15 protein-coding genes and 1 tRNA gene are annotated in these 14,554 nt (G+C 67.3%); 6 read left to right on the top strand and 10 right to left on the bottom strand.

The genetic code is table 11. The annotated features are described in order from the left end of the window. Window positions 1-397: 397 nt before the first annotated feature. The gene (locus ACP7AB_RS16390) at window positions 398-2,611 is read right to left on the bottom strand and encodes an AGE family epimerase/isomerase (protein ID WP_425993029.1); all 2,214 of its coding nucleotides are present in this window, start codon (window positions 2,609-2,611) and stop codon (window positions 398-400) included. 258 nt (window positions 2,612-2,869) lie between these two features. Between ACP7AB_RS16390 and ACP7AB_RS16395 the strand changes: the two genes are divergently transcribed. Beyond that, on the top strand, window positions 2,870-3,286 hold the full coding sequence (locus ACP7AB_RS16395) for an Hsp20 family protein (protein WP_425993027.1): 417 nt from the start codon (window positions 2,870-2,872) through the stop codon (window positions 3,284-3,286). An 84-nt stretch (window positions 3,287-3,370) separates the two neighbouring features. Beyond that, window positions 3,371-3,637 (top strand): DUF1150 family protein, encoded by a 267-nt coding sequence (locus tag ACP7AB_RS16400; protein ID WP_425993025.1) that lies wholly within the window; start codon window positions 3,371-3,373, stop codon window positions 3,635-3,637. 48 nt (window positions 3,638-3,685) lie between these two features. On the opposite strand, the gene ptsN is transcribed toward ACP7AB_RS16400, so the two are convergent. The 8 genes from ptsN to ACP7AB_RS16440 form a co-directional block, all read right to left on the bottom strand. Next, complete coding sequence (ptsN, locus tag ACP7AB_RS16405; RefSeq protein ID WP_425993023.1) at window positions 3,686-4,156, bottom strand: PTS IIA-like nitrogen regulatory protein PtsN; 471 nt, start codon at window positions 4,154-4,156, stop codon at window positions 3,686-3,688. Between the two features lie 88 nt (window positions 4,157-4,244). After that, window positions 4,245-4,910: a ribosome hibernation-promoting factor, HPF/YfiA family gene (gene hpf / locus ACP7AB_RS16410; protein WP_425993033.1), complete on the bottom strand. Its 666-nt coding sequence runs from the start codon at window positions 4,908-4,910 to the stop codon at window positions 4,245-4,247. A gap of 74 nt (window positions 4,911-4,984) precedes the next feature. Then, complete coding sequence (gene rpoN, locus ACP7AB_RS16415) at window positions 4,985-6,487, bottom strand: RNA polymerase factor sigma-54 (RefSeq protein ID WP_425993021.1); 1,503 nt, start codon at window positions 6,485-6,487, stop codon at window positions 4,985-4,987. Window positions 6,488-6,624: 137 nt separating this feature from the next. After that, window positions 6,625-7,419 carry an LPS export ABC transporter ATP-binding protein gene (gene lptB / locus ACP7AB_RS16420; RefSeq protein ID WP_425993019.1) on the bottom strand — a complete coding sequence of 265 codons (795 nt, stop codon included), beginning with the start codon at window positions 7,417-7,419 and terminating at the stop codon, window positions 6,625-6,627. A gap of 6 nt (window positions 7,420-7,425) precedes the next feature. Continuing rightward, complete coding sequence (locus ACP7AB_RS16425; protein ID WP_425993017.1) at window positions 7,426-7,917, bottom strand: LptA/OstA family protein; 492 nt, start codon at window positions 7,915-7,917, stop codon at window positions 7,426-7,428. A 1-nt stretch (window position 7,918) separates the two neighbouring features. Further along, complete coding sequence (gene lptC / locus ACP7AB_RS16430; RefSeq protein ID WP_425993015.1) at window positions 7,919-8,575, bottom strand: LPS export ABC transporter periplasmic protein LptC; 657 nt, start codon at window positions 8,573-8,575, stop codon at window positions 7,919-7,921. Then, window positions 8,572-9,186, bottom strand: a complete 615-nt coding sequence (locus ACP7AB_RS16435) for a ribonuclease D (protein WP_425993013.1) — start codon at window positions 9,184-9,186, stop codon at window positions 8,572-8,574. The genes lptC and ACP7AB_RS16435 overlap by 4 nt, the downstream gene beginning before the upstream one ends. 242 nt (window positions 9,187-9,428) lie before the next feature. Further along, a tRNA-Leu gene (locus tag ACP7AB_RS16440) sits at window positions 9,429-9,515 on the bottom strand. A gap of 198 nt (window positions 9,516-9,713) precedes the next feature. Here ACP7AB_RS16440 and ACP7AB_RS16445 point away from each other — a divergent pair. Further along, window positions 9,714-10,706, top strand: coding sequence for a complex I NDUFA9 subunit family protein (locus ACP7AB_RS16445; RefSeq protein ID WP_425993011.1), 993 nt, complete (start codon window positions 9,714-9,716; stop codon window positions 10,704-10,706). 173 nt (window positions 10,707-10,879) lie between these two features. Here the strand turns inward: ACP7AB_RS16445 and ACP7AB_RS16450 are convergent, their stop codons facing one another. Continuing rightward, a complete protein-coding gene (locus ACP7AB_RS16450) occupies window positions 10,880-11,791 on the bottom strand; it encodes an isopenicillin N synthase family dioxygenase (protein WP_425993031.1) in 912 nt (303 codons plus the stop codon). Window positions 11,792-12,051: 260 nt separating this feature from the next. Here ACP7AB_RS16450 and ACP7AB_RS16455 point away from each other — a divergent pair, with 260 nt between their 5' ends. The 3 genes from ACP7AB_RS16455 (at window position 12,052) to ACP7AB_RS16465 (ending at window position 14,322) form a co-directional block, all read left to right on the top strand. Then, a complete protein-coding gene (locus tag ACP7AB_RS16455; protein ID WP_425993009.1) occupies window positions 12,052-12,726 on the top strand; it encodes an OmpA family protein in 675 nt (224 codons plus the stop codon). Window positions 12,727-12,959: 233 nt separating this feature from the next. After that, entirely contained in the window at window positions 12,960-13,145 is a 186-nt protein-coding gene (locus tag ACP7AB_RS16460) for a hypothetical protein (protein ID WP_425993007.1), read from the top strand. Between the two features lie 43 nt (window positions 13,146-13,188). After that, window positions 13,189-14,322 carry a DegT/DnrJ/EryC1/StrS family aminotransferase gene (locus tag ACP7AB_RS16465; RefSeq protein ID WP_425993006.1) on the top strand — a complete coding sequence of 378 codons (1,134 nt, stop codon included), beginning with the start codon at window positions 13,189-13,191 and terminating at the stop codon, window positions 14,320-14,322. Window positions 14,323-14,554 lie beyond the last annotated feature (232 nt).

Raw genomic sequence — 14,554 nt, forward strand, 5'->3', positions numbered from 1 at the left:
TGCTCGCGCAGGATCCCGATGATCTGCTCTTCCGTAAATCTCGATCGCTTCATTCTGTCCGTCCTTTCGAGGGGCGGACTCTAGCTATTCCTGGAGGAGTTTCAGGGGGTCACGTCAAGAGGAACGATGGGTTGGCGAACTCGGCGCCGAAGGCCGTAGTCACGTCCTCGCGGCCCTGAACAAGGGCGCCGTCGCCCACGATCAGGACCATATCCACGATTCTGTGCGGGCCCAGACGCGTGGCGTCGCGCGCAGCGATCAGTCGATTGGTGAGTTTGCGTTTTGCGCGGATCGCGGCGACAGATGCGGATATGCGGACAGCGTGACGGTCAAACACTTTCCAGCCAGGCCCCCCGTTGGACAACCGACCTCCGCGCGGCGACGGTCAGCGCAGCCCTCAGGAAAGATCCAGGTCCGACAAGCCAATCAGCCCCTCCGCACGCCCAGTTTCCGCCAGTTGATCGAAGCCAGCGGCAATATGGTAGAACGAGCTGGCGGGCGCCGGCTCGTCGAGGAAGCCGCCCTGAGGCAGGTGTTTGTCCCGCCACAGGCCGTCGGGCGTCAGATAGAGCCAGAGCGCGCGTAGCGCCGCAGCCGCATCGTCCAGCAGCCTCTGCCGTTCACCGTCGTTCGCGCTCTCGATCAGGATCAGCGACGCCTTCAGCCATTCGGTCTGAGGCCACAGCCTGGCCCGGCCACTCCGCACCGTGCCGTCATCGTTCATTGCGTCGATTACGATGGCCGGGCGCTCGGCCACGCCCTTCCGGCCATGGGCATAAAGACGTCGGGACGCCGCAAGCAGATCGGGGCGGTCCCGTGAGCGCGCGACCCTGGCCAGCAGCCATGCCCATTCGAACTGGTGGCCCGGTTCGAGCAGCCGTCCGTCATCACCCGCCGCCGGCGCCCAGTCGGGGCCGAAGAACTCACGCAGGAATCCGCCTTTGGGATCGATGAAATGCGTCATCGCCAGATCGACGAACCGGTCGGCCAGCACCGTCCAGCCCGTGTCCCTGCCGACCGTTTCCCAGCCTAGGCAGGCCTCCAGAAGATGCATGTGGGCGTTGGCCTGCCAGGGCTGGTCGCCCGCCTCGATCAGCCCGCCGCTCGGCGGACCCGCCGCCAGGACAGCGTCGCGAAGCTTCACCGCCCGCGCCTCGAGAGTCGGATCGTAGATCCCCGCCCGTTTCGCCGTCGCCAGGGCGAACAGCACGAAGGCCTGGTCATAAAGGTAAGCGGTCTCGTCCAGCGGCCGGCCATCGGCGGACAGAACTGCCCGGCACAGGCCGTCGGGGCGCAGATAGTCAGCGTACAGCTGCTCCAGTCCCCGCTCAACGACGCCGCGCCACGGCCCCTTCCAGCCGTTCATCCCGGCGCTGGCGTAAACGAAGATCTGGCGCGCCTGAACCCGCGCCCGGCGCGGCAACTTCGGCGCCCGGCCGTCAAGCGACAGCACTTCGGCGAACGCGCCGTCGTCCGACTGTCCCAAGGTCGCCCAGGTCGGCAGGGCGCTCAGCCGCATCCAGTCGGAGAAGCGGGCGGCGCCGGAGACCAGATCCTCGGGCGCCGGCTTGGCGAAGTCGAGATGGCGCGGCGAAGTCGCGCGAATACGCTCGACGACCTGCTTGACGCTTTGAGATTGCGCCAGATCGCAGACGAGGACGGCGTCTTCCTCGACGACGATCGCCAGATTTCTGACGCCCAGCGCCGCCACCAGAACCCCGTCGGGCGCCCGGACGAGACAGCCTTCGGAACCCTCGAAGATATGCTGACCGGTATCCCCCTCGCCGCTGGCGGCGATCGCATCCCAGGACCCCAGGTCGGACCACAGGAAATCGACCTCCAGCACCGAGGCGCGGGTGGTCTTCTCCATTACGGCGTAGTCGATGGAAATTTTGGGAGAGCCGCTGAACGCCGCTCCGAGCGTCTGGATATCGCCTGCGTCCTCGGTCTCGAGGGAAGATCGCACGGCTTCCAGAACGGCGGGCGCGTGGGTGGCCAGTTCGCCGATGAGCGATTGCGCCGAGACGATGAAGTTGCCGCTGTTCCAGAGGTAGCCGGCGTCGACGTAGGTCTGGGCCAGGTTGCGATCCGGCTTCTCGACAAAGGCCTGCACCTCCGTCAGGCCGCGACCTGATGGCTTGATGTAGCCATAGGCCTGAGACGGTCCCGACGGCGTCACGCCGAGGGTGACAATGCGACCTTGGGCCGCGCTTTCCGCAGCTTCGATGATTGCCGCCCGGAAAGCCCGATGATCGGGAATGTGATGGTCCGAGGCGACGAAGGCGAGGCTCGCCTCCGGATCTCTTCTGGCCGCCCAGACGGCGGCCGCTGCCATGGCGGCCGCAGAATCACGGGCTTCCGGCTCCAGCAGGATCTGGGCGTCGATCTCAAGCTCGGCAAGTTGCTCGATGATCCATACGCGATGGTCAAGGCCACCGACTACGATCAGGCGCCCGTCGTCGCCGGCCAACGACGCGACGCGAGCGGCCGTCTCCTGAAGCAGGGATCGATTACCCGCCAGACGGATGAACTGCTTCGGACGAGAGGGGCGCGATGCCGGCCATAACCGCGTGCCGGTTCCGCCACACATGATCACCGGATATAGCGCCATCTGGCGACCGCCTGAACTGCAACCATCTGGATGCTAACGAAAGTTAACAGCGCGCCTGGAAGTCGGCGGAGCCCAGGAACCTTAGTGGCTGCCCCGATGGGTCGCAACCGGTCGCTCGTCGGGCGGGATGATCGGCCAGAACCGGTCGAAACCAATGCTCTTGCTCACGCTGCCGCACCTGCCCATATCGGATCATGGCCGACGCCTCGCCGATCCCGGGGGGCATCAAGGCCGCAGTCGCTTGTCGAGGACTGAACCATGACGACCCGAACCGTGCTGTTCGACAGCCCCTTCCTTCTGGGCTTCGACCAGACCCGCGCCCTGATCGACCGCGCCGCCAAGGCCGCGGCCGAGAGCTATCCGCCCTACAATGTCGAACAGCGGGGCGACAACGCGGTGCGCATCTCGCTGGCTGTGGCCGGCTTTTCGCCCGACGACCTGGCGATCACCATGGAAGGCCGCCAGCTGACCATCGCCGGCAAGCGCGAAGGCGCCTCGCCGGACCAGGCCTTTCTGCATCGCGGCATCGCGGCGCGCGGCTTCGTCCGCAGCTTCGTCCTCGCCGACGGTCTGGAGGTCGAGGGCGCCCGGCTGGAGCACGGCCTGCTGCACGTCGATCTGCTCCGGCCCGAGAACGTCGAACCGGTCCGTCGAATCCCGATCAGCGTCGGCTGATCTCAACCGAATACGGTCGCCATGACGCGCCTGCGAACTCGCAGCGCATCCGGGCGTTGTCTAATTGAAAAGGAGGCGGTCTTTATGACGCCGATGATGAACAACAAGGATTTCGCCGGCCTGGGCGCGCCCGACCTCGTTTACGTGCGCGAGATCACCGCCGCTGACGTGATGGCGGACGCGATCTCCGACGCGCCCCTGGAAGACGCCAGCGGGCTGGTCATCGATCCCGATCAAACCCTCTATGCCGTGCACGGTGCGGACGGTGAGCGGCTGGCGGTGATGATGGATCGAGAGGCGGCCTTCGCCGCCGCCGTGGCGCACGAACTCGCGCCGGTTTCGGTGCACTAGGCGCCATCACCGTGCACGCCCGCGAAGGCCGGGGTGAACGGTTGGACGTCAGGCCGCCGTCGCCGGCACGTTGGCGTCGCGCACGAACAGGGCGTGAATCGCATCCTCGGTCCGGGCCTGGCGCAGTTGTTCGCGCAGCTCCGGTGAGCGCATCGCCCGTGAGACCGCCGCGAGGGCGCGCAGATGTTCAGCGCCGTCGCGCGGCGGCGCGAACAGGGCGAACATCAGATCGACCGGGCGATCGTCCACCGAGTCATACGCGACGGGGGTGTCCAGGCGCACGAACACCGCCTTGACGCGGTCCAGACCGGCGAGGCGCGCATGCGGGACCGCCACGCCGGAACCGAGACCGGTCGAGCCCAGCGCCTCGCGCTCCATCAATGCGTCGAAGACGCGAATCTCGTCCAGGCCCATGGCCTGGGCCGCAGCGGAGGCCAGCACATGCAAGGCCTGCCGCTTCGATGACGCGCCGCTTTTCAGGACGATTCCGTCCCGAACCAGCAGTTCCCCAATGTCCATGATCGTCCCGACTCATACTCGAGGTTGTGGGCAGGCCCGCTTGAGGGGGCGCGCGCCGTCTAGACGGTTCACGCGCCCCTGGGAAGTCTTATGCGCCAGAACCGTTTACAGAACCGTGTCCGTTGAGCGACGCGGTGCGTTCAGGATCGATCCACCCGACATTGCCGTCCGGGCGGCGATAGACGACTGACAGGCCGCCGTGCGCCGCGTTCTTGAACAACACGACCGGATAGCCGGTCATGTCGAGTTCCAGCACCGCGCGTCCGACCGTGATGGTGCGGATTTCCGAAATACTTTCGGCAATGACCATGCCCGTGGGCGGTGGTCCGTCGTCGTCGCCGGCCGTTTCGAACAGGGAATCCTCGACGTCATCGTCGGGATTGCGCAGCACGATGCTGCGGGCCACGGAGGCGGCGGCCATCTCGGTCTTCTCGGGCGACAGGCCCTTGGGTCCGATGTGGTGATCCTTGAGCCGGCGCTTGTAGCGTCGGACCCTCTTCTCCAGCTTTTCGAGACTGTCGGTGAAGGCCGCATGGGCGTCGCCGCCTAGTCCTGTGGTCACGAGCGATTGCCCGGACGCGAGGCGGACCCAACAGTCCACCTTGAAGCCGTAGCCGTCCTTGGACACCACGACCTCGGCGTCCTGGCCGCCGCGATCGAAGTATTTTCCGACTCCGTCTTCGAGTTCCTGGGAGATGCGCGAGCCTAACGCTTCGCCGACATCCACTTGCTTGCCGCTGACTTGGACTTGCATAGGGATAGAACGCGACCGACCGCGAAAAGTGTCAATCGGGAACACCGTTTTCACGGTCACGCTTTGTTGTTCGATCAGCCCGTCTTCAGCATGCGCCGGCGCTCGACGGACGACGGAATTCTGAGCGCTTCCCGGTACTTGGCCACCGTGCGGCGGGCGATGTCGATGCCGGCCTCCTTGAGGATCTCCACGATCCGGTCATCGGACAAAACGTCGCCATCGCGACCTTCGTGATCGATCATCGACTTGATCCGGTGACGCACGGCCTCGGCGGAGTGGCTGGCGCCCCCGTCGGTCGCCTGGATCGCGGCAGTGAAGAAGAATTTCAGCTCGAACACGCCGCGCGGGGTCGAGACGTATTTGTTCGAGGTGACCCGGCTGACCGTGGATTCATGCATGCCGATGGCGTCAGCCACGGTTCTCAAATTCAGGGGGCGCAGGAACTCCACGCCGAAGGCGAGGAAGGCATCCTGCTGGCGCACGATCTCGGACCCGACCTTCAGGATGGTCCTGGCCCGCTGGTCGAGAGACTTGACCAGCCAGTTGGCCTGGGCCGCGCAGTCGGCGACGAAGGTCTTCTCCGTCTCGGTCCGCGCACCGGCGGAAACCGAGGCGTGGTAGCGTTTGTCGACGAGCAGCCGCGGCAGGGTGTCGGAGTTCAGCTCTACCCGCCAGCCGCCAGCCGGGTCGGGCCGGACATGGACGTCGGGGATCACCGTCTGGGCGATCTCGCCGGCGAAGCCCGCGCCGGGCCGGGGCGTGAGGGCCTTCAGCTCGGAGATCATCTCCGACAGATCCTCGGCATCGACGCCGCAGACATTGCGCAAGGCCGACAGGTCGCGTTTGGCCAGCAGGTCCAGATTGTCGAGCAGGGCGCCCATGGCCGGATCGAACCGGTTCCGTTCGACCAGCTGCAGCTTCAGGCATTCCGGCACCGACCGCGCCATGACGCCCGTCGGCTCGAACCCGTGGCAGACCGCCAGCACCGCCTCGACCCGCTCAAGGCTGCAGCCCAGACGGTCGGCGATCTCGGCCAGTTCGCCCCGCAGATAGCCGCCCTCGTCGACGCCGTCGATCAGCGACAGGGCGATGGCGTGGTCCGTGGCCGAGAACCCGGCCGAGGACGCCTGCTCCTGCAGATGCTCCCACAGGGTTGGGTCGTGGCGTTCCGGGCGTTCGCCCCCGTCGCCGTCATTGAACGACCCGCCCTTGCCCGCTGCCGACCAGTCCGACAGCCCCGGCTGTTCGGCCGCCTCGTCGGACAGTCGGTCGGAGGTGCGTTCGCCCGGCGTCGCGTCGCCATAGACGTCGTCCTCGCGCGCATCGACGGTCGAGGACCGCTCCGACGCCTCGGCCTCTGAGAAGCTCAGCTCGGTGGAATCGGTCGGCGCCTCGCGCGCGGCCTCCGCGCCGGCCTCCGGCTCCTCACGCTGCAGCAGCGGGTTCTTTTCGAGCTCGGCCTCGACGTATTCGTCCAGCTCCTGGTTGGACAGTTGCAGCAGCTTGATCGCCTGCTGCAGCTGGGGCGTGATGACCAGCCCCTGCCCCTGCCGAACCTCGAGCCTCTGACCAATCACCCTGAACGCCCCCAGCGAGCCATTGTGGCCCGGAACTTGCTGGCAGGATGAACGCGACCGGTTAACGCGGGCTTTCGCACGTCGGGCGCATGCGCGGGAGACGGTCCACGGCCAGATCCAACCGGTGCCGTTACGCGTCAGCCGTAGAGATCGCCGAGATAGACGCGGCGCACCTCGGGGTCGTGGATGACCTCGTCGGCGGTGCCCTCGAAAAGCACGCTCCCGTTTGAGATGATCGAGGCGCGGTCGATGATGTCGAGCGTCTCGCGCACATTATGATCGGTGATCAGGACCCCGATCCCCTCGCCGGCCAGATAGCGGATGACCTGGCGGATGTCGGCGATGGCCAGGGGGTCGATACCGGCGAAGGGCTCGTCCAGCAGCATGAAGCTGGGCTTGCCGGCAAGGGACCGGGCAATCTCGACACGTCGGCGTTCGCCGCCCGACAGACCGGTCGCCGGCGCATGGCGCAGATGGTCGATGTGCAGCTCTTCCAGCAGGCGGGTGGTCTCGGTCTCGATGGCCTTGCCGGTCTCGTTCAGCTCGACCACGGCCATGACGTTCTGCTCGACCGTCATGCCGCGGAAGATCGAGGCCTCCTGCGCCAGATAGCCCAGACCCATGCGGGCGCGCTGGTACATCGGCTGGCCTGTGATGTTCTCGCCGTCGAGCCAGATGGAGCCGGAGTCCGCCGGGATCAGGCCGGTGATCATGTAGAAACAGGTGGTCTTGCCGGCGCCGTTGGGGCCCAGCAGGCCCGCCACCTCGCCGCGCTGCACCGTCAGGGAGACGTCGGAGACGACCTGACGCGCGCCGAAGGCCCGGGCGATGTTGCGCACCCGCAGACCCTTTTCAGGCGCGGCTTCGGGCGCGACGACCTTGCCGGCCTCGCGGTCTTCCAGATTGAGGGCGGAAAGTTCCTTGCGGGCCATCAGGAGCTAGTTGGCGCCTTCGGGATAGAAGACGCCGCGCACCCGGCCGCCGTTGGCCGCCGTCCCGCCCGCGACCCGCGCCTCGCCGGTGTCGACATTGTAGCTCAGGCTGGCGCCTGTCAGGACGTTCTGGCCCTGGGTGAGGATGACGTCGCCGGTCACCACAACGGTGGCGTTGGAGACGGTGTAGGTCGCCCGGTCGCCGCGGATCGTCTCGTTGGGGGTGACGTAATAGACCTCGCCGGTTGCCTCGATTCGCGTCAGTCCGCCCGAGGCGTCACGCACGCCCTGGATGGCGTTGGCTCGCAGACGGGTGTCGCCTTGCGTGATCTCGGCCCGACCGCGCAACGACACCGCTGTATTGGTCAGCTCGCCCGTGTCGGCGCCGTAGCCGATCGGCTGGTTGCTGACGTTGGAACGGGTTTGCGCCAGGGCTGCGCCGCCCAGGCCGAGGGCCAGGACGCTCGCGCCGGTCAGGATGAGGTGGCTGGTCTTCATGTCATTCACCGGAAGCGGGGTTGATGGTCCCCTGCACCTTGTTGTCGCCAGAGCCCCTGAACACGACCCGTTGGCCCTGTTCATAGATGGCATAGGACGTTGCCGAGATGGTTCCAAGAGGGCCGCGCCCCTGAACGCCCTTGTCGCCCGTCACCACGCCCGACGCCGTATCGACCACGGCCTCCGGCGTCGTCAGTGTAAAGCCCGATCCTCCGTCGGAAATCCGCACGTTCGGCCCGATCGTCACGCTGCGCGCCTGCTCGTTGTAGATCCCGGCGTCGGCGGTCATCTCGGTCACCTTGGTGCCGCCGAGGTTGAGCCTGAGCACCGGGCCATTCAGCCGGAACCGTCCCGTCGCCGGATCGCGCACCGCCCCCTGGGCGCCGATGATAAAGGACCGGCCCGCCGCGTCCTGGCCGTGGAACATGGGGTTGTCGAGGCGGATCTCCTTCGACTGGCTCGCCTCGCGCTCGACGCCCGACATGACGGTGCGGAACACGGTCCAGGTCAGGGCCCCGCCTGCCAGGACCACGATGAGTATGGGCAGAAGGCGGCGGTACAGATGCACCCGGCGGGAGCGCGAGCGCCAGCGACCGGCCTGCTGGGCCAGTCGAGCCTCGTCGGCCCGATTCCTGTCCTCGCCGGGGTCGAAGGTCATGTGTGCGCGAAGATATCCATCTCGTCCCAGCCCCTCAGGTCGAGGCGGGCGCGGACCGGCAGGAAGTCGAAACAGGCCTGGGCCAGTTCCATCCGGCCTTCGCGGACCAGCATCTCGTTCAGCCGGCGCATGATGACGTGCAGGTGCAGCACGTCGGAGGCGGCGTATTCCAGCTGGGCCTGCGACAGCTCGGGCGCGCCCCAGTCCGAAGACTGCTGCGCCTTGGACAGGTCGATGCCCGCCATCTCGCGCGCCACGTCCTTTAACCCGTGCCGGTCGGTATAGGTCCGGGCCAGTTTGGACGCGATCTTGGTGCAGTAGACCGGCCGCGTCTCGACCCCGAGGTGCAGTTCCACCATGCCGATGTCGAACCGGCCGAAGTGGAAGATCTTCAGCACGTCCGGATCGGCCATCAGCCGCTTCAGGTTCGGGCAGTCGTAGCCGGGACGGTTCATCCGCACGATATGGGCGTCGCCGTCCCCGGCCGAGAGCTGGACCACGCACAACGGGTCGCGGCGGAATCGCAGCCCCATGGTCTCAGAATCGACGGCGACCTCGGGACCCAGGTCCAGGCCGTCCGGGAGGTCGCCTTCATGCAGATAAACGGTCATGGACGCGGTCTAGCAGTCCCTCTCCCCTTGCGGGAGAGGGCTTGAGCGCCCGAGAGCCCCGCGATCGGACTTGCGCGAAAGGGTGAGGGGTTTTGCGGCTCGCCGGCCAGACAGGGTGTCACCCCTCACCCGACCGCGCCAGGACGACGGCTACGCCGCCGTGCGCGGCCTCCCTCTCCCGCAAGGGGAGAGGGCAGAAACAAAAACGGCGCCGCATCTTGCGATGCGACGCCGTTTGAAACTGGTGCCCAGGAGAGGACTCGAACCTCCACGACATTTCTATCACTGGCACCTGAAGCCAGCGCGTCTACCAATTCCGCCACCTGGGCCCCGGAGGCGCGCGTCGAAACGCGTTCCTGACCGGAAGGCGCGGACCCTTAAGGCAGTGCACGGAGCGGGTCAACACGGTTTTCGGCGGTTTCTCGCAGCTTGCGCGCCACCCCTGCGTTGCGGGGGCGCCGGGCATCGTCTATCCCCGCCCTGCAAGGCCCGCGCGGGCTTTCACGACGCCGCTCAAGGAACGCCCGATGTCCGAATCCACTCCCGGTCTGGTCACCGTCTTCGGCGGCTCCGGCTTCGTCGGAACCCAGGCCGTCCGAGCCCTGGCTCGTCTCGGCTGGCGCGTTCGCGTCGCCGTGCGCAAGCCCGCCCTGGCCCAGGACCTGCGCATCCTCGGCGATGTGGGTCAGATCCAGCCCGTCCGCTGCGACATCACCAACCCCGCTGACGTCGCCGCCGCCCTGAAGGGCGCGAACGCGGCCGTAAACCTGGTCGGCATCCTGTTCGAAACCCCGGGTCGCGGCTTTCAGAAAGCCCACGTCGAGGGCAGCCGCAATGTCGCCGGGGCCTGCGTCGCCGCCGGCGTCAGCCGTCTGGTCCAGATGTCGGCCATCGGCGCCGATACCCATGCCGAAGGCGAGTACGGCCGCTCCAAGGGCGAGGCCGAGGCCGCCGTCCGCGCCATCAAGCCCGAAGCCGTCATCCTGCGTCCCTCGATCGTGTTCGGGAACGGCGACGGCTTCCTGAACCGCTTCGCCTCCATGGCGACGATGTCTCCGGCCCTGCCCCTGATCGGCGGCGGCGTGACGAAATTCCAGCCGGTGTGGGTCGGAGACGTCGCCGAGGCCATCGCCCGCTCCGTCGTTCGGACCGACGCCGCCGGCCGCACCTTCGAACTGGGCGGCCCGGAGGTCTGGTCGTTCAAGCAGATCCTCGAATACATCCTGCGCGAGACCGGCCGCCGCCGCCTGCTGGCGCCCCTGCCTTTCTTCGCCGCCTCGGCCATCGGCTCGCTCGCCGAGATCACCGCCGTCCTGGGCATCGCGCCGGTCCTGACGCGCGACCAGGTGGTGATGCTGAAGACGGACAATGTCGTGGCCCCGGACGCCGAGGGTCTGTCGGCGCTCGATATCGAAGCGACCGGTCTGGAAGCCATCGCCCCGTCCTACCTGTGGCGCTACCGCCGCGGCGGCCAGTTCGCCGCCAGCCCGGGCGCGGTCCAGGCGGAAGCGGCCGTCTAGCAACCCTCTCCCGTTGGGAGAGGGCTTGAGGCTCGCAGAGCGTAGCGATGCGCCAGCCGAAAGGGTGAGGGGCGTGCGCTAGAGGTGAGGTCCGACCCTCACCCTTTCGCGCAAGACCGATCGCCTGATGGCTCTCGGGCGCTCAATCCCTCTCCCACCGGGAGAGGGAACCACTAAAGCAGCCGGATTTCCTTCAGTCGCTCGGTCAGGAAGTCCTCGGCCATGATCGACTTGCCGGCATAGCGATCCGGGTTCTCCGCCGTGATCGTCGACGGCAGGGTCTCGATCACATAGTCTGGATTGAAGTGCAGGAAAAAGGGCGTCGAATACCGCGCGAAGCTGGCCCGGTCCGGCGCGGGATTGACCACCCGGTGGCTGGTTGACGGCAGGACGTGGTTGGTCAGCCGCTGCAGCATGTCGCCGATATTGACCACAAGGGCGCCCGGCGGCGGCGCGACCTCCAGCCACTGACCGTCGGCGTCCTTCAGCTGCAAGCCTGCTTCTTCAGCGCCCAGCAGCAGGGTGATGACGTTGATGTCCTCGTGCGCGCCCGCACGCACGCCCGGCGCCCCGGCCGGAACCGGCGGATAGTGGAGCATTCGCAGGATGGAGTTCCCCAGCTCGACCTTGTCCTCGAAGAAGGCGTCGCCGAGCTCCATGTACCGGGCGATGGCCTTCAGGATCTTGCGACCCAGCTGATCCAGCGCCTCGAACATCCCGTAGAAATGCGGCTTGAAGCCCGGCACCTCGGTCGGCCACAGGTTGTCGCGCATGTACTGGCGATAGGGATGGCCCTCCGGCAGTTCGCGGCCCGTGTGCCAGAACTCCTTGAGATCCACGGCCGCCGCGCCCTTGGCGGCCTCGACCCCGAACGGCGTCAGGCCGCGCGCTCCGCCCGTACCCGGCTGGTGGTACAGGCGCTTCACCTCTTCCGGCAGGGCGAAGAAGGCCTTGGCGTCGTCGATGGCCGCTTGGATGACGTCCTCGTCCAGCCCGTGATCCGCGATCACAGCGAAGCCATAGCGTTTGAACGAGGCGCCCAGCTCATCGCTGAAGCCTTGGAAGTCGGCGTCGTAGCGCGACATCGAAACGGGCTTGATGCCTTTGGCGGCAACGGAAGTGGCGGCGAGGGTGGCGGTCACGGGCGGGCCTTTCAATTCGTGCGCGGCAGTCCATCCGAGGACGCCGGGGGAGACGTTCATACGCCCTGACATCACAAATTGGCAGATCGAGGTCGCAATACCGCATTCGCGCGGTTCGTTCATCTCGGGGTCAGGCAGGAACCTTCACCGTAAGCCCACGTTTCGGGTGGATACGAACCCGCACATTTTCAAAGGAACTCCCTATGCGCATGAACCTGATCGTCACGGGCCTCGGCGTTGCCGCCATGCTGGGCGCCGGCGCCTGCACCACCATGGATCCCTATTCCTCGACACCGAGCCGCAACAACACGGGCACGGGCGCGATCTACGGCGCCCTGGGCGGCGCGGTCCTCGGCTATCTGACCAACACCTCTGACGGCGAGCAGGGCCGTCGTAACGCCCTGATCGGCGCCGGTGTCGGCGCCCTGGGCGGCGCGGCCGTCGGCAACTACATGGACCGCCAGCAGCGCGCGATGGAGGCCGAACTGTCGGGAAGCGGCGTGGGCGTGGCGCGTCAGGGCGACAATCTGGTCCTGCGCATGCCGTCCGACGTCACCTTCGCGGTGAACCAGTCCAACATCGAGCCGCGCTTCGATTCCGTCCTGCGCGATGTCGCCGGCGTTCTGGCGGAATACGACCGCTCGCTGGTGGACGTCGTGGGCCACACCGATTCCTCGGGCGGAGACGCAATCAACCAGCCCCTGTCCGAGCGCCGCGCTCTCGCCGTCGCCGACGCCCTGATCAGCAGCGGCGTCCAGCGCGAGCGTCTGTTCGTCGCCGGCCAGTCCTCGCGCGTCCCGGTCGCGTCCAATGCAACGGCCGAGGGCCGCGCCCAGAACCGCCGCGTCGAGATCCTGATCCGCCCCTTCACGGGCTGATCGCGGCTTCTCTCACCGTGCGCCCCCGGCAAAGGCCGGGGGCCAGACGGCGAACTCCGCCGCCGCCGGGGAGCGTTCGGTTCACCCCGGCCGCCTGGCTGTCGATCCTGATCCCGGCCTTCGCCGGGATGCACGGGGTGTGGGGAGATTTATCGTTAACGCACACGGTTCAGTGACTTGCGTCCTGATTCCGGGTGTGGTCCTAGGACATGCTGACGACTCGGGGGAGCGGCATGGATCAGGACATCTGGAATCGCGACGACGGGCGTCTGGCGCAGGGCGCGAGGATGGTCGGCGCGGCCGTCGCGTCCGCCGTCCTCACCGCCACCGTCGTCATCGCCGTGGGCCAGTCGATGGTTGATCGTCACACCCCCGCCCAGCCCGCCTCCGACGTCGCCCTGATCCGAACCGGCGGCTGATCTCCGGCTTGCAGGAATCGGCGACGCGGCGTCTCCTGCGCCAGTGACCGCCCTCACCCGCATCCCTCTCTCCGCACCCGACATCGGTCCCGCCGAGCGTGAGCGCCTGCTCGAAACCTTTGACGCCGGTTGGGTCTCCTCAGCCGGACCGGTGGTGGAGGCCTTCGAACACGCCTTCGCCGAGGCGACCGGTTTCGCCCATGCAACGGCCGTCTCCTCCGGGACGGCCGCCCTGCATCTGGCCCTGACGATGCTGGACCTGAAGCCCGGCGACGCCGTCATCGCCCCGACCCTGACCTTCATCGGCGGGATCAGTCCGATCGTTCACGCGGGCGCCCGACCGATCTTCGTGGATAGCAGCCCCGCCGACTGGAACCTCGATCCCCGGCTGCTCGAACAGGCCTTCGATCGCGCCCGGACGGAAGGTTTGACCGTCCGCGCCATCGTTCCCGCCGACCTCTACGGCCAGTGCTGCGATATCGGCGCGATCCGTGCGGTCGCCGACGCCCACGGCGTCCCCGTGATCCTCGACTCGGCCGAGGCCGTCGGCGCCACCCTTAACGGCCGCCACGCGGGCCATGGCGCCTCGGCCGCCGCCTTCTCGTTCAACGGCAACAAGATCGTCACCACGGGCGGCGGCGGCATGCTGGCTTCCGAGGACGGCGCGCTGATCGCCCGCGCCCGTAATCTGGCCGCCGCGGCGCGCCTGCCCGCCGTCCACTACGAACATGCCGAGGTCGGCTTCAACTACCGGATGCTCAGCCTCGCCGCCGCCCTGGGCCTGGCCCAGATGGAGGCGCTGGAGGCCAGGGTCGCCCGGCGTCGCGCCATCTTCGATCGCTATGAGTCCAGGCTCGGCGGTCGCTATGGGGTCGCCTTCGCGCCCGAGGCTCCCGGCCGGCGCCACACCCGCTGGCTAACCGTCATGGTGATGGATCAGGAGTTCGTCACCAGCCCTGATCGCCTTCGCCTCGCCCTCGAGGCCGCCAACATCGAGGCCCGGCCGGTGTGGAAGCCCATGCACCTGCAGCCGGTGTTCCGCGACGCCCTGATGATCAATGAACGGGTGGCCGAAACCCTGTTCGCCAACGGCCTTTGCCTGCCCTCGGGCAGCACCCTGACCGACGCCGACATCGGCCGTGTCTGCGACGTCATCGAAGCGACCTTCGACGCCTGACGCCTGACGCCGTCAAGGTTCAACCGGGCCCGGCCTGACACTCCCAACAGCAAAAAACCGCCGCCTCGGAAGAGGCGACGGCTTGATGCCGCTCATCGGCAGAACTCCTGTCAGGATCCCGATCCTTGCGGGATCGGGATCCTTGTCCAGGCGTCCTAGAAGTTGATGCCGATGGTGGCGCGACGGTTCAGAGGCTCGCGAACGCCGTCGGCGGTCGCACGGGCCAGGCTGG

Origin of the sequence: Brevundimonas sp. TWP3-1-2b1 (assembly GCF_049896165.1) — a bacterium.
GTDB lineage: Bacteria > Pseudomonadota > Alphaproteobacteria > Caulobacterales > Caulobacteraceae > Brevundimonas > Brevundimonas subvibrioides_B.